The sequence below is a fragment of the Streptomyces sp. Ru72 genome, from assembly GCF_002920635.1.
In the GTDB taxonomy this organism is placed as follows: Bacteria; Actinomycetota; Actinomycetes; order Streptomycetales; family Streptomycetaceae; genus Streptomyces.
In genome coordinates, this window is the sequence record NZ_PQSR01000048.1 from 1 (window position 1) to 25,825 (window position 25,825).

A 25,825-nucleotide genomic window follows, 5' to 3' on the forward strand; every position below is an offset into this window, starting at 1 on the left:
ACGGCATCCGCCCGGCGATCGCCGAACGGGGCCAGCCTCACGGTTCTGGCCTGGGCATCTTCCGTTGGGTGGTCGAGAGGACGATCGCCTGGCTGCACGGCTTCCGCCGCCTGCGCATCCGCTGGGAACGACGCGACGACATCCACGAAGCCTTCCTCGGCCTCGCCACCTGCCTGATCACCTACCGCCACGTCCAACGCCTTTGTTAGGACCTCTAAGGGCCAGCATCGTGGCGTCAGAGCTCCCCGTTAGCATTGTGGCGCCGATTTGGGGCAGCGCGAGAGGAACAACGCGTGGGTGCATCGGGCTGGAGGTACGTCACGCCGTACCAGAGCCACTTCGGGGCCGCGCTGCAGACTGCGCGAGCCCAGGTTCTGGCGTCTGGCGAGTACTACGGCCCCACGGAGTGGGGGCTGCCTGCGCCGGCCTCGCCGGATGAACTGTTGGAGAACCCGGTCTACTGGGAGTTCATGGGCACCAGCGGGACCCATTCGGTGCTGGACGTCAACCGGGTGATCGCCGCTGAGGACGAGCACGATTTCGGTACTGTCCGGCCGTTGAGTGTGGCGGCAATCCGCGCTGGGTTCGGCTCCGATCAACCCAGCCTTGCGGACTTCAACGGCATGGATTTCGAGGACCTGGACGACTTGGAGGAGGCCCCGAAGTGGAGCGGCCACTGCATGGTCCTCTACGAGGACGGCGTCCCGCGCGCGATTGCGTTTTGGGGCGTATCAGGCGACTGAGACCGTGTCCTATGTGGTGAGGCAGACGAGTCTCTTGTAGCAGCACAGGGCGGCCGCTAGGCCGAGAACGGCAGGTAGCTCAGGGGGTTGCGTTCGTAGCGGGGGAGCAATTGTCAAGGTTTGTGGGTCGGTTGAGGTTGTTCACGCCGCAGCGGCCTCTGGGCGTTCGACGAGGTGACCGTTGTCGAAGCGGGCCCCAGCGCGGACGAGGGCGACCAGGTGCGGTGCTGTGATGGCACGCCAGCGGGCTTGGGCGGACTCGGCGAGCTTGAACACCATCGCCAGCGCGGCCGCCGGGCTGCCCGCGCCGCGGGTGACCTTGGTCCCGGAGCTTCACCGTGCTGAAGGCCGACTCAATCGGGTTGGTCGTGCGCAGGTGGATCCAGTGTTCGGCCGGGAAATCGTAGAACGCGAGCAGCTCGTCCACGTCGTCGGTGCTCTTTTTGGCGGCTTTGGGCCACTTCGCGCCGTAGGTCTTCTCGAACGCCTTCACCGCCTTGAGGGCGTGGTCGCGGTCCTCGGCGTTGTAGATCTCCCGCATCGCCTTCTTCGCGCCCGGCTGCGGACTTCGGCAACACCGGTCCCGCTGACCAGTGAGACTGACGAAGCCCACGGCGCTGACCAGATCGGATGCCGTGGGCTTCTGTCGTTCTTGGTCGGCGTCGGCTGACTTCGTACGGCCCAGAGATGGCCCGGGACTTGGGGCTCTGGAAAGCCGACCACCTCGAGGCGAACTATGGGCACGGTGGCACTGAGGTCTGCTGGGCACGTCGCACAGTCGCTCGGGGCCGCCGGCTAGTGGTTACGGTGGTTTCTGTACTTGGCTGCTGTACAACGGAGCCGCGCGGTGCGTCCGTGCCTGGTCCAGATTCGAGCGAATGGCCGCATACATGCCATTTCGGCGGTCCGGGTGAGCAGCTGGCGGGGTGGCGTCCGCCGGGACCGTGTCGCAGAGCCACCTCGATGCCGTGAGCGTCATGGAACGGCAGGCAGCGCCGTGTTCTGCTCACCAAAGTGCCGGACGAGGGCGTGGAGACGGCGGAAGGAATTGTTAGCGACAGCGTCACAGTGACGCCTCGCCCGCCGGGGCACCGAGCACGGCTCCGGGCTCGGTGCCCAACGCTGGGTCGACGAGCTCGCGTTCGCCCACCTGCACTGGTTCCGCCGCCTGCGGATGCGCTGGGAGAACCACGACGACATCCACAAAGCGTTCCTCACCCTCGGATGCGCACTGATCTGCTGGCGACGCCTGAACGCAGCTGTCGCCCGCTAGTTTTTCTGAAGGGTGCGGGTGACACCCGCGATGACGGCGGTCGTCAGGACCCATCCGAAGGCGATCAGCAGGTAGGCCAGCCACTGAAGGCAGTCGTTCGACCAGTACCAGGCCGTGCGCTGCCCTAGACCACCGATGGGGATCAAGAGGTCGAGTGTGTAGACAAGGGGCTGGAACGGGACGCCTTCGCCTCGTTGGACCGGGTTGGGCGAGTGAGTGCCGAAGGACAGCGTGCCCAGCAAGGTCAGCAGGAGGAGCCAGACTCCGGCCAGCCAGGGGCGGTAGCCGTAACCGACGGTCACGTCGAGCAAGTGCCCCCACACACGCGCGGCCGGGGGCAGAGTTTGACGCCGATGACGCTGCTTGGCCAGGAGCACGCGACGGGCGTCGTCGTCGTGACCGGCCTTCCGGTACCAGCTCGCCAACTGCTCATATGGCTGGGGGCTGTAGCCCGGGCTACGTCGTATCCACGCCACGCGGTGGGCCAAGGAGTCCCGTCGGCCCACTGCCTCCCGCCGCTCGCCTGCCTCGTCGACCTTGATGGAGCCGTAGACGAACCCGTCCAGCTCCACCACGTCCGGCCAGCTGTGCTCGTTGTCGTGGAGGTAGGACACCTGCGCGCCCCGCAGGTCCACGGTGCCGGACGGTGGCCGGGCGAGAGTGAAGTCGAAATCAACGGCCTGCACCAGCAAGGCGACCAAGGACGGGCCAAGGCTGTCGGGCGTCCCGTTCAGAACGGCCCCTTCAAAGGTCAGGTTGTCCGAGATCCGGGCACCCCGCAGCCGTACAGTCCCGTTGGCGACGAACCCGTCGGAGAAGTCGAGCGTCGAGGCCACGGCGTTGTCCAGCGCGAGCGCCACCCCACGCTGGCCCGGGCGTTCCAGCAGCGCACCGCGCATGTGCAGTCCGCCTGGCAGCTGTGCCCCCATGAGACGTACTTCACCGTGTGCGACGAATCCGTCCTGGCAGTAGACCCCGCCCTCCGCGACCAGTCCCCCGGCGGACACAGCCCATTCCTCGGGTGCGCTGATCTCGGCGCCGCTGAGGTTCACGGCGCCGCTCACGTGGGCGTTGATGAGCGACAAGGCGGTGACCCTGCGGTGCAAGGGCGAGGCAGAGCCTCTTTCCACGCAAGAGCGCCGCAGGTCGAGGCGTCCCTCGGTACGGATCAAGCCGGCTTCCACGCCCGGCACTCGGCTGCCCACGATCGCAATCGACTGGGTCGATGCTCCCGAAAGGTCCACGCCCTCCTCGAACCAGCAGTCCTCGAGCCACAGGGCGTGAGCGATCTGCGCGCCGGCCAGGTTGAGGTGCCCGGATATCCGCGCCCCCGCGAGCCTCAGACACGCCACGGCGCTTGGCCGCGCGGTGTTCGCACCCAGCAGCAGCGCCACGATCACAGCAGCCCGAACCGTCCGCCCAGGGCCCCACTGTCCACCCTCGACGACACAGTCGTCCTCCGGCACGCCTGTACGCAGGTCCACGCGGCGTCCCTCAGGGAACGCCTCCCACAGCTCACGCTCCGGTGAAGTCAACTCGTCGTATGAGAGCACCCATGCAGAGTAGTGATCTTCCTTCGCGCCCGCCTCACCCTACCGCCGGCGGATCGGAGGGCGGCATTCGCCGGCCAGGAGTAGGACGCCCCCGGGGTGGGCCGCCTGCATCCCGTGGCCGACTCCGCGCGATGATCCGATTATGCGGTTACGCGTCGATGGTCATGACCTCGAACAGGTGGCCGCCGGCACGCCAGTAGAGGCCGCGGTGCGCGAGTGGGTGGCTGGTTCGGAGGTTGGCGGGGTTGGCGGGGTCGTCGCCGTACGGACGTCCGGCAGTCTGCAGCCGGGCGAGGATGCCGTCGAAGGTGTCGTTGTCGGCCCGGAATGCGAGGTGGTGTTCCGGTACCGGCCCAGCTTTGGCGATGAAGTCGACGGTGAAGGTCGGACCGATACGGGTGACGGCAAACGGGCCCGAGATGCCTTCGTAGGTGCCCCCCAGGACCCATGCGCGGTCTCGCGCTTGGCCCTGGTGGTCGGCGACCGGCAGGACGGTGTGATCGGGGTGGATGACCGGCACGATGGGCGCTTACCAGCGCGATGGCCGCATCCCAGTCCCGGATCTGTTCCGCTGCCCGGGCCCGCTCGAACCACTCCAGAGGACGAGTATCGCGTAACGCTGTCTCGTACAACGCGGCCGGAGCGGTCGCGGTCAGCCCAAGCGTCTACCGATGCCCCGCCGAATGCTGCCAAAGCGACCTCTGACATCCGGGCAGCCCATTCGTCCGTCCCGCACAGGCGGAGCGAGTGGATACGGTCCCGTGCGCCCAAGCGGCAGGCCATTCCTCAGTCTGGCGCGTCGACCGCGCCCGGCCCACACCGCACGTGCACGGCCCTCGGCCGCCTCGCTGAACCCGGCTCCGCGTCGCCCCGCCGACGAACCGGATGACAATGGGCGCGCGGCGCTGTCCACCGACGTCTGGAGGGACTGCCCCGTGCTCATCCCCCGCCCGCGCCGCCGGATCCGGTCGGCGGAAGCGTGAGGGATGGAGCACCGCTGCGCCTCCACAGTCCTGTGCTTGTTCCGAGGGGCGCCACGGTGACGCCGTTGTCAGTGGCTCCCATCAGAATGTCGCGGACAGAGATGGCGATGCAGGAGTGACGTATGGGTACCTGGGCTGTCGGTCCCTTTGACAACGACACCGCAGCGGATTTCTGCGGGGACCTTGATGAGGCGGCCGTAGGCGAACGCGAGGGCATTGTCCGCAGCGCTCTCATACGCGTGATCGACACCGCGGGCTACCTGGAAGCACCCGAGTCCGAGGAAGCCGTAGTTGCGGCCGCTCTTGTCGCCGCGCAGTGCCCTGGGGGTGAGCCTGCCGATCCCGTTTATGGGACGAAAGAGCCTCTTCCTGATCTCACCGGCCTGCGCGATCTCGCTCTCCAGGCCCTCGACCGCGTCATGACCGATCCTTCCGAGCTGAAGGACCTGTGGGCCGAGTCGGATGGCGGCCCCTGGTGCGCGAACCTCCACCGCCTGCAGAACGTGCTCCTGCCACAGCAGCCCACGGAACAGCTCAGCCTGATCTGACTGACCGCAACCACTCCTCAACTCTTACCTGGAAGGCTTCCATGAGCTGGGACGTACTCCTCCTCCGTCTGCCCGACGACCTCACCTCCGTGCAGGAGATCCCTGCCGATCACACCCCGGACTCGCTCGGCCGACGACGCGACGTACTCGCCGCCGTCACCCAGGCCTGTCCCGAAGCTGATCTCTCGGATCCCACCTGGGGGGAGCTTTCCGGCCCCACTTGGTCCATCGAGCTCAACATCGGCTCTGAAGACCCGGTGGACTCGATCATGCTCCATATCCGGGGCTCCGGTGACGACGTGCTGACGCCCGTCTTCCGTCTTGCCGAGGCTCTGCGGTGCAAGGTGCTCGACTGCGCGCAAGGAGACCTGATCGCTCCGGGGCAAACGTCAGGCTGGCGCACTTTCGCGAAGTTCCGCGATCGAGTGGTCGGACTCTCTCAGTGATGCCTCATGGTCGAAGCACTAGCATCCGCCCCATGCATCCTGAAGCGTGTTGAGCCTTGAGGGCCTTCTTCCGCCCGGGCGGATGGTCACGTCCAACGAAGGGGACGGAGACGCACAGCCCCTCTGGCTCAGTGACGGGCCGGCCACGGCCGAGCTGTGGACGCGGATGCACGCTGAACACACACGCTCCGGCCTGTGGCCGCTGCTGCTCGACTCGCTGGATCCGAACGACGGCGCGTTCCGCCCATGGGGATCCGGAGAGGTCTTCCCCGAGCAGATGTCCTCCCCTGCCAGCCACGACCCTGCCAGCCTCCTCGGACAGTGGTGGGCGACCCACACCTCCGTCGACGAAGACGACGACATGCTCGACGCCGACAGGCGCCTCGCCGTCACGGCCCCCTTCGGACAGAGCTGGCCCGGCCTCGCGCCCAGCCGGCAAACGGCAACGAACCCCGATCAACTGGCTGCCGAGTTCGCACAGGCGTTCCTCGCCGACCGCCCGCAGACACGTCTGGGGCTGGTCGCCGCAGCGTCCGGTTCCGAGGCGCTGACGGCCGGGGGCTGGGGCGGACCCTGCAACTACGACAACGACACCGCGAAATTCTCCGCCGTCCTCCGCGACTGGGAGCACTGGTTCGGCGCCCGTGTCATCGCGGTCGGCTTTTCCACGCTGCACCTCAGCGTCGCCGCGCCACCGGCGAAGGAGCATGAGGCTCTCCTGGTCGCGGCCGAGCACTTCGCCTTCTGCCCGGACGACATCTGGCAGGGCAGCAGGCCGTACACATTGGCCGCGTACGCCAAGCGGATCACCGGTGCTCATCGCTGGGACTTCTGGTGGGACTGATCCGCTTCCCGTAAAAACGCTCACCAGGAAGTCGGCCGGCTTGGCCAGGCTCCACGTCACCACCGACCCGCTGCCCCGGCGGATGATCCGCAGCAGGCGCTGCCCCTCGTCGTCATCGATCCCGCGGACGCGTACTCGCTCAGCCACCGGCACAGCTTCCCTGCCCCGCGTTGCCGGCGATGGTCATTCCGTCGGCGTGCCGACCCGCAGCCGGTTGCCGTCAAGGTCGCGCAGCTCGATCTCACGCGCCCACGGAGCATCCTTCACCTGCGCACCGAACTCGGAGGCGATGGCCTCGACATCACGAACGCGGAGGTAGACCAACGTGTCGGGACGGGCATCACCCCTGTGCTCCGACAAGAACAACCGCACTCCGCCCCGGGCGACCTCGACGAACGCGGGAAGTCCCGGTTCGAAGCGGTGTTCCCACTGCTTGGCGAAGCCCAGCCGCTCGTACCAAGCGACCGACGCCGCAGCGTCCTCGACGCGAAGAATGGGAATGACTTCTTCGTCCATGGAGTCATCGTCGCAGACGAGCAGACCCCCCAGGGCGAACCTTGCCTGATGCGGCACTAGCTCAACCGAACGGTGTGACTGCAAGGCATGGGAGCTGTCCGGTGCGAAGGCCGCCGTCGGCCATACGACAGTGATCGCCGACGGTGGCTACCGCGGCACCGGACTGGTCATCCCCCACCGTCGCGAATCCGGCCAGAGTGCACTTCCGGGCTGCAAGGAGGAACACAACCGCTCACACCGCAGGGTCCACGCGCGCGTTGAGCACACCTTCGCCCGAATGAAGGGATGGAAGATCCTGCGCGACTGCCGCCTCAAGGGCGACGGCTCGCTACTCACTCGATGAACTGGACGATCACGCCGCTGGGGTCGGTGACCTGGAAGTAGCGTTCGCCCAGGGGTCCTCGGCAGCGGCATGGTGATGTCGACGCTTCGGCGCGCAGCCGCTTCTCCCGGCCATGGTGGTTGTCATTGTCAAAGGCTGCTCGCGGATGCCTCGTTCGAGGTGGTGACCGCATCTGCATCGGTGGAACGTTGCGGCGCCGCGGAGCCTTCCGATGGCTTGGACCTCGCGAGCCACAGGCCGGTGAACACGGCGGTGGCCAATGTGACGGTGCCGGCAGCGAGGAAGGCGCTGTTGAGGCCGGTCTCGAAGGAGGCGCCGCCGGATTGCCGGGTGCGGACGATGGCTCCGAGCACCGCGACGCCGAGCACCGCGCCGATCTGCCGGGTGGTGCTGCTGATGCCTGATGCGAGGCCGCCTTCCTGCGGGCTGACGGCTTGGATGGCGGCGCCTGTCAGTGGGGACATGGCCAGGGCGAAGCCGATGCCGGCGAGCCCCAGCCGCCACCACACGTTCCCGTAGGCGGTGTCGGCGTGCACCATGCCGAGCGCCAGCAGCCCCAGGCCGGCCAGGGCCAGGCCGGTGGTGACCACGATTCGGAAGCCGTACCGGGCGGCGAGCCGGCCCGCGTACGGGCTGACGATCACCATGGCGAGGGATACCGGCAGGGTCTGCAGGCCGGCGCGCAGGATTGAGCTGCCCTGGACGTACACGAAGAACTGGGAGAAGAAGAACGACGAGCCCATGAGCGCGAACCCCACCACGACCATGGCAGTGTTGGACACGGTGAACAGGCGCTGCCGGAACAGCCGCAGCGGCAGCATCGGAGCGGAACGACGGGCTTCGACGGCGACGAAGGCGGCGAGGAGGATCGCCGCGGCGGCGAAGCTGCCCAGGATGACCGGTGAGGTCCAGCCGCGGGCACCCCCCTCGATCAGCCCGTAGGTCAGTACCCCCACCGCCAGAACGGACAGCACCGTGCCCGGGATGTCGATCGCGGGGGCGCTCGGGTTGCGGGACTCGCCGAGGTGGCGCAGGCCGACCAGCAGCAGGACCAGGCCGATGGGCAGATTGACCAGGAAGATGGCGGGCCAGCCGAAGGCTTGGGTCAGCACGCCGCCGGCCACGGGGCCTGCGGCCAGACCGATTCCGCTCAATCCGGCCCACAGCCCGATCGCCTTGATTCGTTCTTGCGGCACGGGATAGGCGGCTGCGAGCAGGGCGAGCGAGGCAGGGCTCAGCGCCGCGGCCCCGATGCCCTGCAGCACCCGGCCGGCGACCAGCCAGCCGAGCGAGGGCGCGAGGCTGCACAGCAGCGACGCGGCGGTGAACACCGCCACACCGGTCAGGTACACCCGCTTGCGGCCGAACCGGTCGGCGAAGACACCGCCGGACAGCAGCAGCATGGCGACCAGCAGTACGTACGCGTCGACGATCCATTGCAGTCCGGTCAGCTGCGTGTGCAGCCGGTGCTGCATATCGGGCAGTGCCGCTCCAACGATCGTGTTGTCGAGCAGGACCATGAATTGGCCCAGGCAGGTGACCGTGAGCAGCACGGCCCGGTCTGATCGACTGCCTACGGTCGCATGCGATGCAGCCATGGGGTCCCCCTCCATCGTTGGTTGCGCCCGATCGCGGTCGACGCAGGTGGCGATACACGCGAGCGCCCTAACGCAGTCAGCGACTGCGTTAGGTGACTATAGAGAGGGTCGCCTCGCAAACGCAAGTCGCGACTGCGTTAAGGTGGGGGGCATGAACGAGCGACAGCGGGCCAGGCGGCCAGGCGGGCGCAGCGCCCGCGTCGGCGCGCAGGTGCACCAGGCCGTCACCGACCTGATCAGTGAGCGCGGCTACGGCAACTTCACCGTCGGCGAGGTCGCAGCCCGCGCAGGCGTAGCCGACAGCAGCATCTACCGCCGGTGGGGCAACCTGGAAAACCTGCTCACCGACGTGGCGCTCACCCGCCTCAATGCGCAGTCGCCGATGCCCGACACCGGGAGCCTCGCCGGCGACCTGCGCGCTTACGCGGCCCAAGTGGCCCGCGAGATCACCGGACCCGACGGTCCGGCGGTGCTGCACCTGGCCTTCGCCCTGTCGAGCAGCGGTCAGCAGGGCCTGCAGGCTGGTGCCCACCTCCGCGCCGAACGCACGCGGCAACTGCAGTCCATGCTCGATCGCGCCCGCCACCGTGGCGAGCCCGCACTCGACGCGTTCGACGTGCTGGACCACATCCTGGCCCCGATGTATATCCGCGTCCTGTTCGGCATGGTCCCGCTCACCCCGGACTACATCGACGGACTGGTCGACCGATTGCTGTGACCTCAACCCGGTCCCCCGGGATCAGCCCTCGGACGCGGTGCCACGGCATCGTGTCCCGACCTGCGGCCGGGCTGGGCAGGCGAGCCGAAGTCATGGACAGGCCGACCTGCGCACAGCGATGATCCGCGCAGTCACTCCGGTTCGGCCCTGATCACCGCTATCTCTTCCGGCGCCGCGACGCTTGCCGTGCCGTCGGCCGTGACGACGGGCTCCTGACCGGGCTGCCGTGCGTCGACGCATACGAGGGTGAGCGTGGCGGTCACGGCCAGGACGACAACGGCGGCTCCCGAGAGCAGGAAGGCGTTCTCGACTCCGGCGAGGGTGATGGCGGTCGAGGCCACAAAGGGGGAGATCGCCAGGGCTCCCGCCACCCCGGCCTCCCACAGGCCGAGCGCCTTCGCCAGATGATGGCTCGGTATGCGCTGCTGCACCAGTGCGATCAAGGGAATGTCCGTGAGGGCCGAGGCCAGCCCCGTGGCGGTCAGGAGAACCGCCGCCACAGCATGGGAGGTGACCGTTCCCAGCGGAGCCCGGAAGATCCCGAGCAGGGCCCACGCCTGCACCGCGGCCAGTGCGAGTCTGCGGATGCGCAGGCCGGCCAGGAGCAGGGCACCCACCACTTCGGCGACCCCGGCGACACCTAGCAGCAGGCCGTACTCGCCGCCCTGTCCCACGACCGCGACAAGCCCGACGGTCAGGAAACCGTTGGTCAGGGCGAGGGCGAGCACGAAGGTGACTATGACCACGAGTACTTCGGGAGCGGCCCGCACGGCCCTGAGCCCGGCGCTGAGATCGGACCACAGCCCCGTCTGACCGCTGGTCGGGGCGGGGCGGGTCACGCGGATGGCGGCCACGGCGGCCGCCGAGCCCAGGAAGGTGAGCCCGTTCAGCACCAGCGCCGACTGCAGCGAGCCGAAGGCCAGCAGCGGCGCGAGCATGAGCGGGCCGACGAAGAAGGCGGCACGGAAAGCGACTTGCAGCAGCCCGTTGGCCTGCTGGAGACGGTCGTCCGGCACGATCTGCGTGACGATGGCGTTGCGGGCCGGGGCGAACGGGGCGCCGATCAGCGCCAGCAGCGCCGTGGTCGCCACGAGCAGGGGCAGGTTCAGCAGGCTGAGGGAGAGCAGGACCGAAGCCACGGCCACCACGGCGAGCCGGGCCAGGTCGGTGGCGATCATCAGCTTCCGGCGGTCGCGGCGGTCGGCGTACGAGGCGACGACGAAGGTGGCCACGAACGCGGGCGCGAACGCGGAGACGCTGACCACCGCGACGGCCGTGGGGTCCTTCGTCAGTGACCAGGCCAGCCAGGCGGTCGCGGCGGTGTACAGGCCGTCGCCGAAGCGTGAGATGCCCTGGCCGGCGAAGAGAAGCAGGAAGTTGCGGTCCTTCAGCAGTGACATGCGGCCACTGTCGGGTCCCGTCGGGTGCCTGATCTACTTATTAGGCAGATGGCTAATCAGTCGCCTCGCCGTCGCCGTGCAGGAAGCTTTCCAGACTGGGGGTCAGGCCCGCCACCTGTCCGGGCGCGAGCCGGTACAGGACGTAATAGCCCTCGCGGCGGCGCTCGAGCAGGCCCGCGTCCACCAAGACGCGCAGGTGCTTGGACAGGGCGGCCTCGCTCACGCCGACGAGCTGGGCCAACTCCTGTGTGCTGCGCGGGCGTTCGGCGAGCAGTCGCAGGGCGCGCAGCCGGGTGTCGTCGGCGAGCGCGCGGAGTGTGCCGACGAGCCTGGTCGGCGGAATCCTCGGGCGGGCTTCCCGGACGATCGAGGAGACGGGGAAGACGAGCCCGAGGGGCCACGGACCGTCGCAGTTGACACGTACGTGCGGCCACACATAGGCGCTGGGGGCGAGTACGAGTGTGTCGTCCGGGCCGATGGCGACCTCGTGGTCGTGCGGGCGCTCCAGCCAGAAGCGTTCGGCGCGCGGATCGCTGCGCACCTCCGGCCACAGTCCGCGGAGCATCCCGTACAGGCCGCGCTGCTCGATCTGGTGTCCGGCCTCACTGACACCGGCGGCGAGTTGGGGTTCGAGCCGTGCCCATTCCTCCTCGAACGCCTCCCGCCAGTAGCGCTCCAGCATGCTCAGGAACCGTTCGAGCAGCGCGCGGGGATCGTCTAGGAGCATCGCGGCCATCGCTTCGTCGCTTTCCCGTGCGAGGCGCTCCCGCAACAGGCCGCGTACCTCCGGTTCGTCCAGCACGTGCGGGTCCCTGCCCTCGCCGCCGCCCGGCCAGGGCGTGAGCAGGGGGACGGCGAACTCCAGGCGGACCAGCTCCGGATCCGCCCCGCGCAAGCCGGCCAGTTCGTCTTCGAAGTCCGCCAGTTGGCCGGTCGGCTGCGGAAAGAGGAACTCGGGGAAGTACGAGCGCACCGCGTAGGAGAACGCCTCGATCTCCCGCTTCAGCGCCGGGGACAGCTTGCGCATCGCACGCACCCAGCCGTGCTGGACGGGGTGGTGCTTGGGCTCCACCAGCACGTGGAGACTCAGTACGGCTTCCATCGTCGGCGAGTAGGCGAACCCCACCCGCTCCGCACCGCCGGCAGGGACCCGGAACACGATCGTCATGACCCGACATCCTTGCCGCACGGCGTCCACGACGGGAGCCGCGCCGCGCCGCCGGATGTCTTCTGCACCGCTGACGTGCGCCAAGAGCTCAATTTCCAGCACCGCGGCAAGCACAGAGCCGGGGAGGCGCCGCAGCGCGCCGACCTGCCGCAGTCGGGTGATGGTCGGCGGCGTCCAGGCCGTGGTCGGGGCGATCCCAGCACGCCCTGTGCGTCCAGGGGTGTCAGCGTGGTCAGCAGGAGCTGAGGTTCTCGCGTTCGACGGCATGAGGCAGATCGGGCTCTGCTTCCTGCCACCATGCGGCCCGGTACATGCGCCTCACCAGGTTGTCCATTTCCTCAGGGCAGACGGCAGACGGCAGCTCTGGCCCATATGACAGCCCGGTGCAGCCAACTTCGTGCCAGCCAGTACGCGTGCCGTCTACGCCGCGGGCCCGGCTGGTCGCTCAGTGCTGCTTCCCGGTCGCAGGGGAGCTCATGTTGTGGCTGGCGCGGCGCATGGCCTCGTACAGCGCGGCGTCCTCCGGTGGTTCTGGTAGCGGTCCGCAGGCTGGGACCTGGAAGGACTGGATCATCCACGCCACGAGGCGGCGCCAGGCGTCCGGGGCGGCGACGCCGGTGGCGCTGAGGACACCGGCGTCGGCCATCAGGAGCAGGATGAGATCCCGGCTGGTGAAGTCCTCGCGCAGCTGCCCGCTGTCCTTGGCGCGGCCGATGAGTTCGGTCGCTCGGGAGATGGCCGTGTCGAAGGCGCGGTCGGGCAGGATCCGGCGCAGGGCGATCAGGGGGCGAGCGCCGAAGCCTTTGACGTAGCGAGTCTTGGGGCGGTGACCGCCTTGCCGATGGCGTCGGCGATGACGGAGGGCGGCGAGTGCGTTTGGCGATGGCCTCGGAGCGCAGGGAGGAGGCGACGGCCCGGGCGGCGCAGGCGCCGTCGGTGGAGGACTTCTCCAGCGGAGAAACCCTGCACCAGCACTATTCGCCGCCCCCGGATCGGTTCCGGCTCACGATGGTGATCTTGCGGCGCATGAAGGCGACAGCGGCGGACGCCGTGCACGGTTGCGCGCTCGGCCATGTGGGGTGGTCCGCCACAGGACTCCGAGGTGCCTTCCCCTGGGGCCGACATGACGGTGGTCGTGACGGGCCCACTGCTGGCCCGTGGCGCGGTCCGCTAGAGGCGACCGTCCTCGTCGCGGCCATTGATGAATGGCTGTGACCACTCACACGGCTCGTTCCATGCAGACCAGTTGCTCCCGCTCGTCCCACGACTCGGTGACGGTGAATCCGAGCCGCTCGTACAGGGCGATCGCGCCCGCCCGCCACTTCCACACCGACAGCCGAACCGCGCTGACGCCGCTGTCCGCAGCATGCACGAGCGCGGCGCTGACCAGGCTGGACGCGATGCCCCGCCCACGGAACGCTGGGTCCGTCCAAAGCCTCTTGACCTCGGACCATCCGTCCCCGGGGGCGGTCACCACCAAGCAGCCCACCGCGGTGTCCCCGCTCAACGCCAGCAGCACGACATCGTCTACGAACACGGTCTGCGGATCCGCGATCTCTATCCGGTAGCGGTCCGGCAACCCATCCACACCGGCGACGGCCTCACCCTTCTCGGCCTGCGTCTGCAGATGGTAGGCCGTCAGCAGATCCGCCAGCCCATCCTGGGCGGAAGGGGCCTGACCTGGCCAGCGGACGATGGCAACCTCGGGTTGATCAGTCATGACGTGAGCATCGCATGACACATACCCGGGTCAGAACAACCACCTTGATCCACTTTCAATACGCGCCCTAGAGAGGCAACGCCCAGAGCACAACTCCCCCCGGAGTGAGGGCGCATATCAGGCCGATGCAGAGGCATGCATAGGCCAACGCCTTGAACATCTTGTGCTCCTGTGCCCGGGTTGCTGCGAAACATGTGAAGCTGACAATGGCCAGACACGGCAGGACGACGAAGAAGAATCCCAGTGCCGCCATGCCCCCGATTCTCCCTCCGCTGTACAGCAGGAAAGTACGGCAACCACAGCAACCGTGGCCGTCCGCCACCGCCCCCAGACGAGCGACTGACCTGCCGAGCAGACATCAGCAACTGCCCCGCCCGTAGTTCGCATCGAATGGTCACCGGTTCGGGAAGCCACCCGCGGTGGTCAACCACCGTCCTGGCGATGCCATGTTGGTCGTCGGCGGTCGAGCCTGGCCATCACTTGCTCGGAAGGCCAGATCAGGCACCGCACGACCACGTTGTGGACTGCATACCAACCGGGGTTCACCCAGCCACGTTCCTTGTCCACAAGCCCTGGACCTCCGTCGCTGTAGACGTACCGCAAGTAGCAGCGGAGGAGAGGGCCGCCAGCCACGAGAAGGATCGGGGCGAGCCCAATGCCGCCGACCGTAGCGCAGACACGAGCCGTCCGGGAGGTCATAACGCCAATCCGCATAGGCGCATCCTGGCATCACGCCACCCCCCGGCGGAAGCGTGGTTGACGTGCCCGCTGCGTGCCCATCTGACGGGTACGCAGCGGGCAACTACGGAGAACAGCGGCGGTGCCGATCCGTAGGCCCGCAAAGGGGCGTTCGAGGTCATGACATGGCCGCCGCACTGGTTTTCCCAACTGGGGCTCTACGCCCGAGAAGTTCTGGCCGGCTAAATGCCTTGGCTCACGGCGTGACGGGCAGGAACAATCCCCAGTCATGAACTTGGTCCACCACTGGCCTCTTGCTGGGCTCCGGTTGACTACTCCGCGTCTGGAGTTGCGGTTGCCGGACTCGGATGAGCTCGTCGCGCTGGCTTCCTTGGCCGCCGAGGGGGTCCATGACCCAGCCGTGCAGCCCTTCACAGTGGCATGGACTGACGTTGCGGCGGAGCAGCGAGCCCAGAGCGTCCTGCAGTACCACTGGCGCTGCTGGGGCGCGTGGAAGCCGGAGGACTGGGCACTGAATTTGGTGGTTCTCCGGGGTGGCGTCGTCGTGGGCACGCAGGGCATCGGCGCTCGGGACTTCGGCGTACGCCGTGAGGTGGGTACCGGTTCCTGGCTCGGCATGGCGTACCAGGGGTACGGCCTGGGAACTGAGATGCGCGCCGCTGTCCTGCACCTGGCCTTCACCGGGCTCGGCGCGCAACACGCCGTCTCTGGCGCGTACACGGATAACGCGGCGTCGCTGCAGGTGTCGCGCAAACTCGGCTACCGCGACGATGGGGTCGAGCGTCATACCGTGCGTGGCAGGCCGGCCGTGCTGCAGAGGCTCCGGCTCACTGTCGAACAGTGGCAGGAGCGCCAACGGGTCCCGGTGGCGATCGAAGGCTTGCGGGAGTGCCTGCCCTGGTTCGGTCTGATCGAGCAGGCTGACGTCCACAACTGACATCAACACCGAAGTCCCCGGCGGCACCGGGCCGTCCGGGGCTCTGCCTCAGGCGTTGGACCAGCCCCGGCGGCACAGCACCAGCCGGTAGCCGTCGGGGTCCTCGATCGTGACGCCCCACTCGTTCCAGTACGGGTTGGGCGAGAGCACCCGCTTGCCGCCGTGCTCCTCCAGCCGGGCCACCAGGTCGTCCGGCACGGGCCCGTCCAGGTAGACGACGAGGAGGTCCTCCTCGGTGGGGCGGGGCTCGACGGGACGGGCCGCCTCGTGGACGAGTTCGAGGTGCCAGGAGGCCTCCGGCCACCCGACCATCAGCAGATCGTGTTCGCCGGGTTCCTCACCGCCCTCGGCGCGGTACACCACGGACAGCCCGAGGCCCGCGACCCAGAACCGCTCGGCCGCGGCCAGGTCACGGGAGGGGCGGGCGATGCGGAGGTGACTGTGACCGTCGACGGGCATGGAGCTCTCCTCACGGACTCACGAATGGCCGCCGCCAGCGTACGGAGGTTGCGATCACCGGAACATCGGCCGTCCGTCCTGGTTCCGGAGGCGTAGGACTGCGGCGGTCACACGGACACGGTCTTGATCCATTCCTCGATGGAGAGCACGTCCGCCTGGCGCGGGAACACCTTCTCGGTGAGGACGCGGTGCACCTCGGGGTCGGCGTCCAGGCACCCGTCGGCCAGGACGGCGAGCCGGAAGTCCAGATCGGCCGCCTGGCGCAGGGTGGACAGCACGACTCCGCTGGTGGCGATACCCGTCAGGACCAGGGTGTCGATCTCGCCCGCCCTGAGCACCATGTCGAGATCGCTGCCCGCGAACGCGCTCACGCGTCGCTTGGTGACCACGATGTCGTCCGGGTGCGGGGCGACGTCGGGATGGACCTCGCTGCCCGGGTCGCCCTCGGCGAACCCGCCGGACCGTGCGGCGGCGCCGAAGGTCTTGTTGCGGACGCTGATCTCCGGATGGCCCGCGCGGAAGCCGACGACGACGTAGATCACCCGGATGCCTGCCGCCCGGGCGGCGTCGACGGCTCCACGCAGACGGGTCAGGTACCCGCTGTCGTCGTCGAAGCGGTCCACGATGGACCGCTGGACGTCCATCACGAGGAGGGCGCTGTCGGCCACGTTCGATGTCCTTTCGGGGAGTGGGCGGTGACGGGCGGTCACCGCGACGGCCGGCTGGCCGGTGACGGGCGGTCACCGCGACGGCCGGCTGGCCGGTGACCGATGCCCGTCGTCGGCAGAGCGTGTGGTGCCGGGCCCGGCCGCGGCGGTCGGACCGGCATCGGGGGTCTGCCGGTCGGCCGGCGCCTGGCGGCCCCGCAGGGCCGAGGCGAGCGCGGAGACGAGGGCCATGCCCGCGGCGACCGTGAAGACGACCGTCAGACCGTGGTGGAAGGGGCCGGAGACGAGTTCGGGGAAGAACGTGTGGCCGGTCAGGGTGTCCCGCTGGGCCGTGGACAGATGCGCCGGCGTGCCGCTCGATCCCAGCAGTTGGCCGATGGGATTGTGGCCGAGGAACGTCGCGAACAGCGTGCTCACCGGTGGCAGTGACGCGGCCTGGTCGGCCGTGGCGGCCGGCACGCCGTGGGCCTGCAGGCCGTTGCTGAGCGTCGGCGGCAGTGACGTCGCCAGTCCCGAGACCATCAGCGAGAAGAACACGCCGATCGACAGGGCCGTGCCCGAGTTCTGGAACGTGGAGCGCATCCCGGAGGCGACACCCCGGTACTCGGCCGACACGCTCCCCATGATCGACGACGTGTTGGGCGAGGAGAACATGCCCTGGCCGAGGCCGTTGAGCAGCAGCAGCGCCGCGAACAGTCCGTAGGTGAAGTTCACGGGCAGCGCCAGCAGACCGAGGAACGAGCCGGCGACCAGGACCAGGCCCGTCGTGGAGAACACGCGAGCGCCGAACCGGTCGGACAGGTAGCCGGAGACGGGACCGGCGATCAGGAAGCCCAGTGTCAGCGGCAGCATGAAGATGCCGGCCCACAGCGGGGTGTCCTCGAAGTCGTAGCCGTGCAGCGGCAGCCAGATGCCCTGCAGCCAGATGATCAGCATGAACTGCAGTCCGCCGCGGGCGATCGCGGTCAGCAGGGCGGCCAGGTTGCCCGCCACGAAGGCCCGCACCTTGAACAGCGACAGCTGGAACATCGGCTCGGCGACCCGCGTCTCGACGAGGCAGAACAGCGTCAGGAGGAAGACGCCGCCGAACAGGCCGGCGAGTACCCACGGGTCGCCCCACCCGGTGGCGCTTGCGCCGTAGGGCTGGATGCCGTAGGTGATGCCCGCGAGCAGGATGCCGGCGCCCGCGGCGAAGGTGACGTTGCCGAACCAGTCGATCCGGCCGCGCCGGCCTGTCGCCGTCTCACGCAGGCTCAGGTACGACCAGATCGTGCCGGTCACGCTGACGGGGACGCTCACCCAGAACACCGCCCGCCAGTCGACCGCGGCGAGCAGACCGCCCGCGAGCAGGCCGAGGAACTGGCCGGCGAGCGCGGTGATCTGGTTGATGCCGAGGGCCATGCCGCGCTGGTGGCTGGGGAAGGCGTCGGTGAGGATGGCGGCGGAGTTGGCGGTGAGCATGGACCCGCCGAAGGCCTGGACGATGCGCCACCCGATCAGCCACAGGGCGCCGGCGCCGGCCCGGAACGGGTCGAGCGACAACGCGACCGACGCGCAGGCGAAGATCAGGAAACCGAGGTTGTAGATCCTGACCCGGCCGAACATGTCACCGAGTCGGCCCAGGACGACGACCAGCACCGCCGACACCAGCAGGTAGCCCAGGATCATCCAGAGCAGGTAGCCGATGTTGACGGGGGCCAGCGGGTCGAGCCCGATCCCGCGGAAGATGGCCGGCAGCGAGATGATCACGATGGATCCGTCCATCGTGGCGATCAGCACGCCCAGCGTGGTGTTGGACAGGGCGACCCACTTGTACCCCGGGCCCGGAGGCGTGTCCCCGCGGTACCCGCGTCGCCTGGGAGAGTCGGGAGAGCGGGCTTTCACGACACGATGTCCTGTGCCTCGTCGGGTTCGCCGCGGCCTGCGGTCGCGTCCCCGCCGATGAGGAGCCCGCGGGCGAGGAGCGTGTAGGCACCGGGCGCGAGGCCGGTGAGCGTGTAGGTGCCGTCCTGAGTGGTGGTGGCCGAGGCCACGGGGACGCCGTCGGCGTTCAGCAGGGTGATGTGCGCGCTGGCGACGGGCGGGCCCGAGGGGCCGTGGAGGACGGTGCCGGTGAGCATGCCCTCGGGTTTCAGGGTGACGTCGTGGCGCGTGGCACCGTTCGCGTCGATCTCGACCGCTACTGCCGCCGGGCGGTGCCCGTCCGCGCTCACCTGGAGGGTGAAGTGTCCTGGGAGCAGGCCGGGGAGGGCGTATTCGCCCTCCGTGCCGGTCGTCGTGGTGGACACGACGTCGCCACGGGCGTCGATGACCACGACGGTCGCCCCGGTCACCGGCGTGCCGTCCACGTCGCGCACGGTGCCGCGCCCGCCCGTGGCGCCCGCCAGTGTCACCGTGCAGAAGGCCGGCCGGTCGCCGACGGTGAGGTCGATGGCCTGGGGCTGGTGGCCGTCGGCCGACACGACCAGCATGTAGGAGCCGGGGTGCGGCTGGGGCAGCGCATAGGTGCCGTCCTCGTGCGTGCGGGCCCGGGCCGTCTGGCGACCGCCCTGGTCGATGAGGGTGAGCGTGGCGCCGGCGATGGGACGCTCGGTGGGATCCTCCACCCGGCCGACGAGGGCGGGCGCGTTCGCTGAACTCGTGGGAGCGCCCACCGGGGGCGGCGGGACGGACGCCCCGGCGGCCGCAGCGGGTGCCGTCCGGACGCGCCCGCGGATGAGGGAGGCGGCCGCGGCGGCCAGGGACATCGCGATCGCCAGGGAGAAGACCACGACCAGGCCGTCGTGGAAGGGGCCCGAGATCAGGTCCGGGAAGAACTCCCGTCCGGTCAGGTGCGCTGCGTTGGCCGATGGGAGGTTGCCGAGGATGGTCGGGCCGAGCAGATGCTGGATGGGGTTGTAGCCGAGGAAGGCGGCGAACAGGACACCGACGGGCGGGAGCCCGGCGACGGCGTGCGCGGCCTGCTCCGGGACGCCCTGTGCGGTCAGCCCGGAGGTGAGCGTCTGCGGCAGTGAGCCGGAGAGTCCGGCCACCATGAGCGAGAAGAAGACGCCCATGGACAGCACCATGCCGGCGTTCTGGAACGTGGCCCGCATGCCGGATGCGGCGCCGCGGGCTTCGGCCGGCACGCTCGACATGATGATCGACGTGTTGGGGGCGGCGAACAGGCCGCCGCCGAGACCGTTGAGGAAGATCAGCAGCGCGAAGACCCAGTAGTCGAAGTCGGTGGGCAGGGCGAGCAGTCCCGCGAAGGAGGCGGCCACGACCACGAATCCGGCGGCGGCGAACGGCCGGGCGCCGTACTTGTCCGACAGGTGTCCCGAGACCGGTCCGGCGCCGAGGAAGCCGATGGTCAGCGGGAGCATGTAGATCCCGGCCCACAGCGGGGTGTCGGCGTAGTCGAAGCCGTGCAGCGGCAGCCAGATGCCCTGCAGCCAGATGATCAGCATGAACTGCAGCCCGCCGCGGGCGATCGCGCCCAGGAGAGCGGCCGCGTTGCCTCCCGCGAAGGCGGCGTTGCGGAACAGGCGCAGCGGGAACATCGGTTCGGCGACCCTCGCCTCGATCACGCAGAAGGCGGCGAGTACGACCACTCCGCCGATGAGTCCGGCCAGGACCCAGGGGTTGGTCCAGCCCATGGTGTGGCCGCCGTAGGGCTGGATGCCGTAGGTGATGCCGGCGAGCAGCGCGGTCAGCCCGACGGCGAAGGTGACGTTCCCCCACCAGTCCATCCGCCCCGGCGTGCGCACGCCGGTCTCGTGCAGCGACTTGTACGCCCACACCGTCCCGATCAGGCCGATCGGGACGTTGACCCAGAAGACCGAGCGCCAGTTCCAGGTCACCAGTGCCCCGCCCAGGACCAGGCCGAGGAACGACCCGGCGATGCCCGCGACCATGTTGACACCGAGGGCCATGCCCCGCTGCCGTGCCGGGAAGGCGTCGGTGAGGATGGCCGCGGAGTTGGCCATCAGCATGGCGCCGCCGACGGCCTGCACGATCCGCCAGCCGATCAGCCACAGCGCCCCATCCGCCTGGTGGAAGGGATCGAGGGAGAGGATCACCGAGGTCAGCGTGAAGATCAGGAAGCCGGCGTTGTATATGCGGACCCGTCCCCACATGTCGCCGAGCCGGCCGAGGGCGACCACCAGCACGGCGGTGACGAGCATGTAGCCCATCAGCATCCACAGCAGGTAGCTGACGTTGGACGGCTGGAGCGGATCGAGCCGGATGCCGGTGAAGATCCCCGGCAGGGAGATCAGCACGATCGAGCTGTTGATGGTCGCGAGCAGAATGCCGAGTGTCGTGTTGGTCAGCGCCACCCACTTGTATCGGGGGTGGTCGACGCCGATCCAGGCGGTGCGTCCACGGTGCCGGGCGACGCGTGTGTCGGCTGTGCGGTGGGACGTTTCCTCGGTGGCCATGGGCTGCTCTCTCCGGTGAGGTTCTGCGACCGTCCTCCTGGTCGGACCGCGTCGTGCCGGTCGGACCGTGGCGCGTCGGTCAGGCCGTGTCGTGCTGTGGACCGCGGTGGCGGGCCGGCTCGTCGACCATCCGCCGGACCAGCGGCAACGCCGTCTGCATGGCCGAACCCAGCGCTCGTCGCTCGTCCTCCGACAGGGTCGCCAGCAGGCGGGCCAGCCTTGCGTTCCTCTCCCGTCTGCGCTCGGCCAGCACCTCGCGTCCGGTGTCCGTGATGGCGACCAGGGTGACCCGCCCGTCGCCGGGATCGCTGACCCGTGTGGCCAGTCCCTGGTTCTCCAGCCGCTGGACGAGCTGGGTCATCGACGGCTGGGCGACCCCTTCCGCCGTCGCCAGCACTGTCAGTCGGACCGGCCCTTCCCGCTCCAGCCGGCCCAGCGTGGACGCGGTCGTGAAGCTCATGCCCCGGCGGTCCTCCAGGCCGCGGATCACGGCGCGGGCGACCTCGGCCAACGCTCCGGCGATCTCCTCCGGCTGCATCCCGTCCACACCAGATTTATATCGCATGCCTATATAGCCTGCCTATAAAAAGATGGCAAGGAACGCCGTCACGGCAGCGACGTCTGACGATCCCGTGCGAGGGCTGCGCTACGGCACACGGGCGGGCCGGTGTGCCGAAGTTCGGAGACCGGCCCAGCCTCTCAGGTGCCTTTCAGCACATCGCGGCAATGAGCTGGTCCCTCATCCGTTGGTACAGCTCTGCGTCACGCACCGGTTCTTTCAGCTTCTGGAGCCAGTACTCGTTCACGTCGATGTCCTCTCCCGGCACGGTCAGCCGGTACTCCTTGCTACCGGTCTCTCTGATCCAGCCGTGTGCTTCCGCGACGTAGAGGGCGTTTTCGACCGCCGCCGACAGGCCGGTGAACGCCGCCGACTCAGTCACCGTGCACGTCACGCCGCGAGGGTTGATCAGAGTGCCGGTGCCCAGGCGGAGTGTGAGGGCATACATGCAGACCTTCACCAGCTCCGGGAGGCGAGCTCCCTTCCGGGGAACCGCTCTTCCTGCTCGGCGAGTCCGGCACCGGCAAGTCACACCTGCTGATCGCCCTGGGCACCGAGGCCGCGACGCACGATTTCCGTATCCGCTACGTGCCGGCCACCCAACTCGTCAACGAACTGGTCGAAGCCGCCGACGCGAAGCAGCCGTCCAATACGATCGCCCGCTACGGCCGTGTCGATCTCTTATGCTCAGCGCGTCGACGAAGACTGTTCACCGATCCGGGGCTCTGCGCCGCCATCGTCGACCGGCTGACCTCCAACGGCGCCATCATCCAGACCGGCACCGAGTACTTCCGCCTCGCCCACACCGAAGCCCAGGCCGAACGGGCTGACGCGAGCTGACGCAACGTTCAGAACACGTTGATCGCAGCTGGTGCCCGCTCCGCTCGAGTCAGGGCACGCAGCAGTGCCGCTTGGCCATGGCGCCGGATGGCAATCCTGGTCAGCAGCGCAACCACGGGATCGAGGGCCGCGCCGGGAAGCTCCGGCGCGCTGAGGCCCACGCTGACCGCCAGGTCATCCATATGTACAGCCAGCTCGACCAGTCGGGTCACGAGGAAATCGTCCAGGCTCAGCGCCCACCCTGTCTGCGGCATGAACACCACCCAGTCGCCACGCACCTCCTCAAGGCCGGACCGCTGCTGGTCGAGCGCGGCATGGACCCGCTCGACCAGCCGCCGCACGCCTTCGGACGAGATGCCGTCGCCCTTCGCTCGAATCCCGGAGCTGACTTCGCCGTCGAGCGGCGCATCAATCCACACGGCTCGCGCATAGTGTTCCAGCACTGGGATGGGTTCCTGCTCAGAGGCGGGTCCCTCCAGCGCCGGATCGACGCTGAAGATCTGATACGCGAGGTGGCCGGCCAGGCCGCCGACAGTCCACTGCGTCAACGCGCTGGGTTTCTCCCATGAAGCGGCCACCTCCGGTGAGTTCAGCAACGCTGCGGCCTGCGCGGCGGTCTCCAAGTAGGCGTTCTTCAGACTCACAAGCCCCCCATGATCCGTCCGGAAGCCCAACATTACGCAGTACCGCCGAGGGGGAAGCGAGATGCCACACGACCTCCACGCAGCGAACTCGCTTCGAGAGGGCATAACCGATCAGATACCCCGCATGGCGACACGCGGATGGGCCGAGCGACATCAAAAGTCACTGACATTGATCAAGCCGACGTTCACCGACGTTGAACGTCAAGCTGAATGCCTGTTGTCGTACCGAGCGGTTGTGGTGGCGTGTCCTGTGTCGTCGCTCCCCGGGAGGTTGCAGATGCCGTCGGTCGTCGGGCTGCTGGAACGCGTGGTTGCGAAGCCAACCGAGATCCAGGAGACCCTGTTGCCGCAGTTCGGGCCGCGACGCGGCACCGACGGCTGGTGTGATCGAATCGCAGTCGGTCAAGGCGGCACCGCCTCCACGGACACCATCCGTTATGGCACTGCGGAGGCGACCGTGCGGACGCGCTCTTCGAGCTCACCGGTGCGGTGCTGTGCGCGGACGGGCCGGCGAAGACCCTGGTCGAGCTCTCCTGGTGGCAGAGCACCCTGGACAAGCAGGCAACCCGACTGCCACGGTTCCGCCGACCCCGATGCCCGGCAACGAACCACAGGAAGCCAGCACCCCACTTGACGCATTTCAGCCGGCGTACGGAGCCAGGACACTCAGCCTGAGGGTTCACAAACAGGCACAGAGCCGTTCGCGAATGCGTCGCGCGAGGTCGGGGTCGACGTCGCCGGGCGACTCCAGGTGGGCTCGTCGAGTTGTACCGGACAGACGATCGCGTCGCCGAGGAGGAGGGCGCTGCGGCCTTGGGAGGAGGCGATGACGCCGAGGTGCCCGGGGGTGTGGCCGGGTGTCATGGTGAGGTGATGCCGGGCGCGATGGTGATGTCGTGGGTGACGGGCCGCAGGAGGTCGCCGCGTTCGGAAGCGGCGCGGAAGCCGGGGCGGATGTGGTCCAACAGATGCCCACGCCCGCCAGGGTGCCGGTGGCGATGATGTCGCCGGGCTGCAAGGTGATCCCCGCGGAGACGACTTTGATCAGCTCCGGGATGTGGAAGATGAGATCGGCGGTCGTCTTGGACGACCTCGAGCAGTGTGCGGTCCCCGGCCTAACCGATCGAGAAGGTGGCATCGGGAGCGGCGTAGTCGACGGGACCGTCGAACCGCGCCGAGGCACGCGCCACCGCTTGCTGCGGCGTGAGGAAGCGGCCGACGTGCGTGACGATCAGTCGGCCAGCTCCGGCCGTGCCGGCTGTGTCGCCGGCGTCCTCGGGCGTGTGGTGCACCTGTTCGCCCTCGACTGGTGCCTGTGCGCTCTCGGCTTCGCACAACAGCACGTCGCATCCCTCGGCCAGTTCCGTGAGGCTCGGGCACGGTGCCGTGTCCCCGGAGTACACCAGCGACTTGCCCGCCGCCTCGATGCGCACGGCGAAGGCCGGAATGCCGTGCGACACCACCCGGCTGGTCAGTCGGAGCGAGCCAACGGCCGCCTGATGCCGGTCATGCAATTCGGTGACCGCGAAGGCGGATTCGATCGGGCTGCGCGCCGGAGTGTTGGTGAGGAAATTGGCCAGCCGGTCGGCGATTCCAGGCGGACCGTAGAGAGGGATCGGCGCTGCGAGGTGGATGTCCGCGTACAGGACGCCGTAGTACGCGGTGAGTAGGTCCGCGCTGTGATCGGCGTGCAGATGCGAGATCCAGATCGCATCGAGCTCATCCAGCCGCACATGACGCTGGAGGGGGCCGAGCGTCCCGCTGCCGGCGTCCACCCAGATACGGGTGTCCCCGCTCGACACCAGATAGCCGGAGCACGGATTGTCCACACTCGGGTAAGGCGTCGCGCAGCCCAGGACCGTGAGGTGAAGAAGCTCGTCGCTCATCCCGAGATCCTAGAACGCACGGTCCACACGTCTTGACGATCACTCCACGGCTACTCAGCCTCGGAACAGTCGTGGTATGCGCTGGTGCGGGACTCCTCCGCGATCCACACGGCGGAGTCGAGGTACTACGGCAGACGCATGCTGGTCGGGTGCTCGCGCGAGCACCTCGCGGAGCTCATCGAGCGGTCCAAGCGCCGCCCGTTCACGAACGCCGAACCATAAGCCGGGAAGATCGCCCGCGTGCCGCGGTGGCATCCCGAGGGAGTCACGGTCGTCGCCCGGGCCGTCGCCCCGCCAGGCTCCGGCTGCGGCGCGGCTGGGCTGGTCGCCGCGTGGGCTGCGGTCTCATCGGGAGTTGCTGCGGCGGGCGTAGGCGCGGGCGGCGCGGGCGCGGTCGCCGCCGCACGGGGCCTTGGTGACGCAGCCGTCGACGGACATCTCGGACAGCTCCAGGCCGATCATGCGGTCGTAAGCCTGGAGCGCGAGAGCGTGGACGGCCTCGGAAATACCTTGTTCCGCCCACTCGTTGAGTCTTCGACGGATGGTGTGGTCCGAGCATCCGGGGCTGGAGAGACCCTCGTAGCCCGAGCCGTGGACCAGCGCGAGCACCACATACTCGAACACGGTCCGGTCGGGGACCCTACGGCGGTGGCAGCCGAGCGGGTGGTTCAGAGCGAACTCCGATCGTGTGGGCAGGAGCTCGGCAAATTGGTCCCAGAGGGGTTCGAACAGGCAAGATGGCAGCGCGGGCACGGCTGTCCTTCGTGATCACTGAGAAGCGATTCCCAAACCGAGGGACACGGCTGACCCCCGAACTTTCGTGTACATCAGGCTCGGCGGTGCCGAGGTCGCCCAGACC

The 25,825-nt window shown here is 68.7% G+C and carries 25 protein-coding genes and 8 pseudogenes; 12 read left to right on the forward strand and 21 right to left on the reverse strand.

The window, feature by feature from the left end:
* On the forward strand, nucleotides 1-209 hold a 209-nt coding region (locus tag C3488_RS21840), incomplete at its 5' end, for a transposase (RefSeq protein WP_146067903.1).
* Between the two features lie 84 nt (nucleotides 210-293).
* Nucleotides 294-743, forward strand: coding sequence for a hypothetical protein (locus tag C3488_RS21845; RefSeq protein WP_103841912.1), 450 nt, complete (start codon nucleotides 294-296; stop codon nucleotides 741-743).
* Between the two features lie 9 nt (nucleotides 744-752).
* Here C3488_RS21845 and C3488_RS21850 read toward each other — a convergent pair.
* Together C3488_RS21850 and C3488_RS21855 are read right to left on the reverse strand one after the other, a co-directional pair.
* Nucleotides 753-856 (reverse strand): annotated as a pseudogene (locus tag C3488_RS21850) (IS5/IS1182 family transposase); the annotation flags it as partial.
* 28 nt (nucleotides 857-884) lie between these two features.
* Nucleotides 885-1,314 (reverse strand): annotated as a pseudogene (locus tag C3488_RS21855) (transposase); the annotation flags it as partial.
* A gap of 504 nt (nucleotides 1,315-1,818) precedes the next feature.
* On the opposite strand from C3488_RS21855, the pseudogene C3488_RS41725 reads away from it, so the two are divergent.
* Nucleotides 1,819-2,016 (forward strand): annotated as a pseudogene (locus C3488_RS41725) (IS5/IS1182 family transposase); the annotation flags it as partial.
* Here C3488_RS41725 and C3488_RS21865 read toward each other — a convergent pair.
* Together C3488_RS21865 and C3488_RS21870 are read right to left on the reverse strand one after the other, a co-directional pair.
* Nucleotides 2,013-3,569, reverse strand: a complete 1,557-nt coding sequence (locus C3488_RS21865; protein WP_103841914.1) for an oxidoreductase — start codon at nucleotides 3,567-3,569, stop codon at nucleotides 2,013-2,015. The pseudogene C3488_RS41725 and the gene C3488_RS21865 sit on opposite strands and share 4 nt — an antisense overlap.
* Nucleotides 3,570-3,717: 148 nt before the next feature.
* Nucleotides 3,718-4,089, reverse strand: a complete 372-nt coding sequence (locus C3488_RS21870) for a metallothiol transferase FosB (protein ID WP_103841916.1) — start codon at nucleotides 4,087-4,089, stop codon at nucleotides 3,718-3,720.
* 585 nt (nucleotides 4,090-4,674) lie between these two features.
* On the opposite strand from C3488_RS21870, the gene C3488_RS21875 reads away from it, so the two are divergent.
* From C3488_RS21875 to C3488_RS21885, 3 genes are all read left to right on the forward strand, one after another.
* Nucleotides 4,675-5,100 (forward strand): DUF4259 domain-containing protein, encoded by a 426-nt coding sequence (locus C3488_RS21875; protein ID WP_103841918.1) that lies wholly within the window; start codon nucleotides 4,675-4,677, stop codon nucleotides 5,098-5,100.
* 41 nt (nucleotides 5,101-5,141) lie between these two features.
* A complete protein-coding gene (locus C3488_RS21880) occupies nucleotides 5,142-5,546 on the forward strand; it encodes a hypothetical protein (RefSeq protein ID WP_103841920.1) in 405 nt (134 codons plus the stop codon).
* A 166-nt stretch (nucleotides 5,547-5,712) separates the two neighbouring features.
* Nucleotides 5,713-6,390: a DUF4253 domain-containing protein gene (locus C3488_RS21885; RefSeq protein ID WP_258053574.1), complete on the forward strand. Its 678-nt coding sequence runs from the start codon at nucleotides 5,713-5,715 to the stop codon at nucleotides 6,388-6,390.
* A 183-nt stretch (nucleotides 6,391-6,573) separates the two neighbouring features.
* Here C3488_RS21885 and C3488_RS21895 read toward each other — a convergent pair whose 3' ends face one another.
* Entirely contained in the window at nucleotides 6,574-6,906 is a 333-nt protein-coding gene (locus tag C3488_RS21895; RefSeq protein ID WP_103842009.1) for a glyoxalase superfamily protein, read from the reverse strand.
* A 70-nt stretch (nucleotides 6,907-6,976) separates the two neighbouring features.
* Between C3488_RS21895 and C3488_RS21900 the strand changes: the two are divergent.
* Nucleotides 6,977-7,249: pseudogene (locus tag C3488_RS21900) on the forward strand (transposase family protein); the annotation flags it as partial.
* Between the two features lie 128 nt (nucleotides 7,250-7,377).
* On the opposite strand, the gene C3488_RS21905 reads toward C3488_RS21900, so the two are convergent.
* The gene (locus C3488_RS21905; protein ID WP_103841924.1) at nucleotides 7,378-8,847 is read right to left on the reverse strand and encodes an MFS transporter; all 1,470 of its coding nucleotides are present in this window, start codon (nucleotides 8,845-8,847) and stop codon (nucleotides 7,378-7,380) included.
* Nucleotides 8,848-8,998: 151 nt separating this feature from the next.
* On the opposite strand from C3488_RS21905, the gene C3488_RS21910 reads away from it, so the two are divergent.
* Nucleotides 8,999-9,565: a TetR/AcrR family transcriptional regulator gene (locus tag C3488_RS21910; protein ID WP_103841926.1), complete on the forward strand. Its 567-nt coding sequence runs from the start codon at nucleotides 8,999-9,001 to the stop codon at nucleotides 9,563-9,565.
* A gap of 131 nt (nucleotides 9,566-9,696) precedes the next feature.
* Here C3488_RS21910 and C3488_RS21915 read toward each other — a convergent pair whose 3' ends face one another.
* The 4 genes from C3488_RS21915 to C3488_RS21935 form a co-directional block, all read right to left on the reverse strand.
* Complete coding sequence (locus C3488_RS21915; RefSeq protein WP_103841927.1) at nucleotides 9,697-10,965, reverse strand: MFS transporter; 1,269 nt, start codon at nucleotides 10,963-10,965, stop codon at nucleotides 9,697-9,699.
* Between the two features lie 52 nt (nucleotides 10,966-11,017).
* Complete coding sequence (locus C3488_RS21920) at nucleotides 11,018-12,133, reverse strand: DUF5937 family protein (protein ID WP_103841930.1); 1,116 nt, start codon at nucleotides 12,131-12,133, stop codon at nucleotides 11,018-11,020.
* A 445-nt stretch (nucleotides 12,134-12,578) separates the two neighbouring features.
* A complete protein-coding gene (locus C3488_RS21925; protein WP_258053575.1) occupies nucleotides 12,579-12,779 on the reverse strand; it encodes a hypothetical protein in 201 nt (66 codons plus the stop codon).
* Nucleotides 12,780-13,352: 573 nt separating this feature from the next.
* Nucleotides 13,353-13,853, reverse strand: coding sequence for an N-acetyltransferase (locus C3488_RS21935; RefSeq protein ID WP_103842011.1), 501 nt, complete (start codon nucleotides 13,851-13,853; stop codon nucleotides 13,353-13,355).
* 967 nt (nucleotides 13,854-14,820) lie between these two features.
* On the opposite strand from C3488_RS21935, the gene C3488_RS21945 reads away from it, so the two are divergent.
* Nucleotides 14,821-15,489: a GNAT family N-acetyltransferase gene (locus C3488_RS21945; RefSeq protein WP_103841935.1), complete on the forward strand. Its 669-nt coding sequence runs from the start codon at nucleotides 14,821-14,823 to the stop codon at nucleotides 15,487-15,489.
* Nucleotides 15,490-15,537: 48 nt separating this feature from the next.
* On the opposite strand, the gene C3488_RS21950 is transcribed toward C3488_RS21945, so the two are convergent.
* The 7 genes and pseudogenes from C3488_RS21950 to C3488_RS21975 all read right to left on the reverse strand — a co-directional run bounded on the left by C3488_RS21950 (nucleotide 15,538) and on the right by C3488_RS21975 (nucleotide 22,056).
* A complete protein-coding gene (locus tag C3488_RS21950; RefSeq protein WP_103841938.1) occupies nucleotides 15,538-15,948 on the reverse strand; it encodes a VOC family protein in 411 nt (136 codons plus the stop codon).
* A 107-nt stretch (nucleotides 15,949-16,055) separates the two neighbouring features.
* A complete protein-coding gene (locus C3488_RS21955; RefSeq protein ID WP_103841941.1) occupies nucleotides 16,056-16,616 on the reverse strand; it encodes a cysteine hydrolase family protein in 561 nt (186 codons plus the stop codon).
* Nucleotides 16,617-16,688: 72 nt separating this feature from the next.
* A complete protein-coding gene (locus C3488_RS21960; RefSeq protein ID WP_181139135.1) occupies nucleotides 16,689-18,380 on the reverse strand; it encodes an MFS transporter in 1,692 nt (563 codons plus the stop codon).
* Nucleotides 18,381-18,496: 116 nt separating this feature from the next.
* Nucleotides 18,497-19,078 carry a carboxypeptidase-like regulatory domain-containing protein gene (locus tag C3488_RS41730; RefSeq protein ID WP_374955447.1) on the reverse strand — a complete coding sequence of 194 codons (582 nt, stop codon included), beginning with the start codon at nucleotides 19,076-19,078 and terminating at the stop codon, nucleotides 18,497-18,499.
* Nucleotides 19,052-20,965, reverse strand: a pseudogene (locus C3488_RS41735) (MFS transporter); the annotation flags it as partial. The gene C3488_RS41730 and the pseudogene C3488_RS41735, both read right to left, overlap by 27 nt.
* A 151-nt stretch (nucleotides 20,966-21,116) precedes the next feature.
* Complete coding sequence (locus C3488_RS21970) at nucleotides 21,117-21,575, reverse strand: MarR family winged helix-turn-helix transcriptional regulator (RefSeq protein ID WP_103841944.1); 459 nt, start codon at nucleotides 21,573-21,575, stop codon at nucleotides 21,117-21,119.
* 172 nt (nucleotides 21,576-21,747) lie between these two features.
* A complete protein-coding gene (locus tag C3488_RS21975) occupies nucleotides 21,748-22,056 on the reverse strand; it encodes a hypothetical protein (RefSeq protein ID WP_103841945.1) in 309 nt (102 codons plus the stop codon).
* 32 nt (nucleotides 22,057-22,088) lie between these two features.
* Between C3488_RS21975 and C3488_RS42655 the strand changes: the two are divergent.
* Both C3488_RS42655 and C3488_RS42660 read left to right on the forward strand, forming a co-directional pair.
* Nucleotides 22,089-22,283, forward strand: a pseudogene (locus C3488_RS42655) (ATP-binding protein); the annotation flags it as partial.
* An 18-nt stretch (nucleotides 22,284-22,301) separates the two neighbouring features.
* A pseudogene (locus C3488_RS42660) lies at nucleotides 22,302-22,436 on the forward strand (AAA family ATPase); the annotation flags it as partial.
* 8 nt (nucleotides 22,437-22,444) lie between these two features.
* On the opposite strand, the gene C3488_RS21985 reads toward C3488_RS42660, so the two are convergent.
* The 3 genes from C3488_RS21985 to C3488_RS22000 all read right to left on the reverse strand — a co-directional run bounded on the left by C3488_RS21985 (nucleotide 22,445) and on the right by C3488_RS22000 (nucleotide 24,966).
* A complete protein-coding gene (locus C3488_RS21985) occupies nucleotides 22,445-23,080 on the reverse strand; it encodes a maleylpyruvate isomerase N-terminal domain-containing protein (RefSeq protein ID WP_258053576.1) in 636 nt (211 codons plus the stop codon).
* Nucleotides 23,081-23,759: 679 nt separating this feature from the next.
* On the reverse strand, nucleotides 23,760-24,218 hold the full coding sequence (locus C3488_RS21995; RefSeq protein ID WP_103841953.1) for a fumarylacetoacetate hydrolase family protein: 459 nt from the start codon (nucleotides 24,216-24,218) through the stop codon (nucleotides 23,760-23,762).
* The gene (locus tag C3488_RS22000; protein ID WP_103841955.1) at nucleotides 24,196-24,966 is read right to left on the reverse strand and encodes an MBL fold metallo-hydrolase; all 771 of its coding nucleotides are present in this window, start codon (nucleotides 24,964-24,966) and stop codon (nucleotides 24,196-24,198) included. Before C3488_RS22000 ends, C3488_RS21995 begins: the two co-directional genes overlap by 23 nt.
* Before the next feature lie 84 nt (nucleotides 24,967-25,050).
* Between C3488_RS22000 and C3488_RS40670 the strand changes: the two genes are divergently transcribed.
* Entirely contained in the window at nucleotides 25,051-25,188 is a 138-nt protein-coding gene (locus tag C3488_RS40670; protein WP_181139133.1) for a hypothetical protein, read from the forward strand.
* A 165-nt stretch (nucleotides 25,189-25,353) separates the two neighbouring features.
* Here the strand turns inward: C3488_RS40670 and C3488_RS22005 are convergent.
* Nucleotides 25,354-25,719, reverse strand: a pseudogene (locus C3488_RS22005) (transposase); the annotation flags it as partial.
* Between the last annotated feature and the right edge of the window lie 106 nt (nucleotides 25,720-25,825).

Coding starts and splice junctions, on each gene's coding strand:
- C3488_RS21915 (WP_103841927.1), bottom strand. CDS start 10,965: ATGTCACTGCTGAAGGACCGCAACTTCCTGCTTCTCTTCGCCGGCCAG.
- C3488_RS21945 (WP_103841935.1), top strand. CDS start 14,821: ATGAACTTGGTCCACCACTGGCCTCTTGCTGGGCTCCGGTTGACTACT.
- C3488_RS21905 (WP_103841924.1), bottom strand. CDS start 8,847: ATGGCTGCATCGCATGCGACCGTAGGCAGTCGATCAGACCGGGCCGTG.
- C3488_RS21875 (WP_103841918.1), top strand. CDS start 4,675: ATGGGTACCTGGGCTGTCGGTCCCTTTGACAACGACACCGCAGCGGAT.
- C3488_RS21935 (WP_103842011.1), bottom strand. CDS start 13,853: ATGACTGATCAACCCGAGGTTGCCATCGTCCGCTGGCCAGGTCAGGCC.
- C3488_RS21895 (WP_103842009.1), bottom strand. CDS start 6,906: ATGGACGAAGAAGTCATTCCCATTCTTCGCGTCGAGGACGCTGCGGCG.
- C3488_RS21885 (WP_258053574.1), top strand. CDS start 5,713: ATGCACGCTGAACACACACGCTCCGGCCTGTGGCCGCTGCTGCTCGAC.
- C3488_RS21970 (WP_103841944.1), bottom strand. CDS start 21,575: ATGCAGCCGGAGGAGATCGCCGGAGCGTTGGCCGAGGTCGCCCGCGCC.
- C3488_RS21960 (WP_181139135.1), bottom strand. CDS start 18,380: ATGGACGGATCCATCGTGATCATCTCGCTGCCGGCCATCTTCCGCGGG.
- C3488_RS21920 (WP_103841930.1), bottom strand. CDS start 12,133: ATGACGATCGTGTTCCGGGTCCCTGCCGGCGGTGCGGAGCGGGTGGGG.
- C3488_RS21995 (WP_103841953.1), bottom strand. CDS start 24,218: ATGCCACCTTCTCGATCGGTTAGGCCGGGGACCGCACACTGCTCGAGG.
- C3488_RS21910 (WP_103841926.1), top strand. CDS start 8,999: ATGAACGAGCGACAGCGGGCCAGGCGGCCAGGCGGGCGCAGCGCCCGC.
- C3488_RS22000 (WP_103841955.1), bottom strand. CDS start 24,966: ATGAGCGACGAGCTTCTTCACCTCACGGTCCTGGGCTGCGCGACGCCT.
- C3488_RS21925 (WP_258053575.1), bottom strand. CDS start 12,779: ATGGCCGACGCCGGTGTCCTCAGCGCCACCGGCGTCGCCGCCCCGGAC.
- C3488_RS21950 (WP_103841938.1), bottom strand. CDS start 15,948: ATGCCCGTCGACGGTCACAGTCACCTCCGCATCGCCCGCCCCTCCCGT.
- C3488_RS21880 (WP_103841920.1), top strand. CDS start 5,142: ATGAGCTGGGACGTACTCCTCCTCCGTCTGCCCGACGACCTCACCTCC.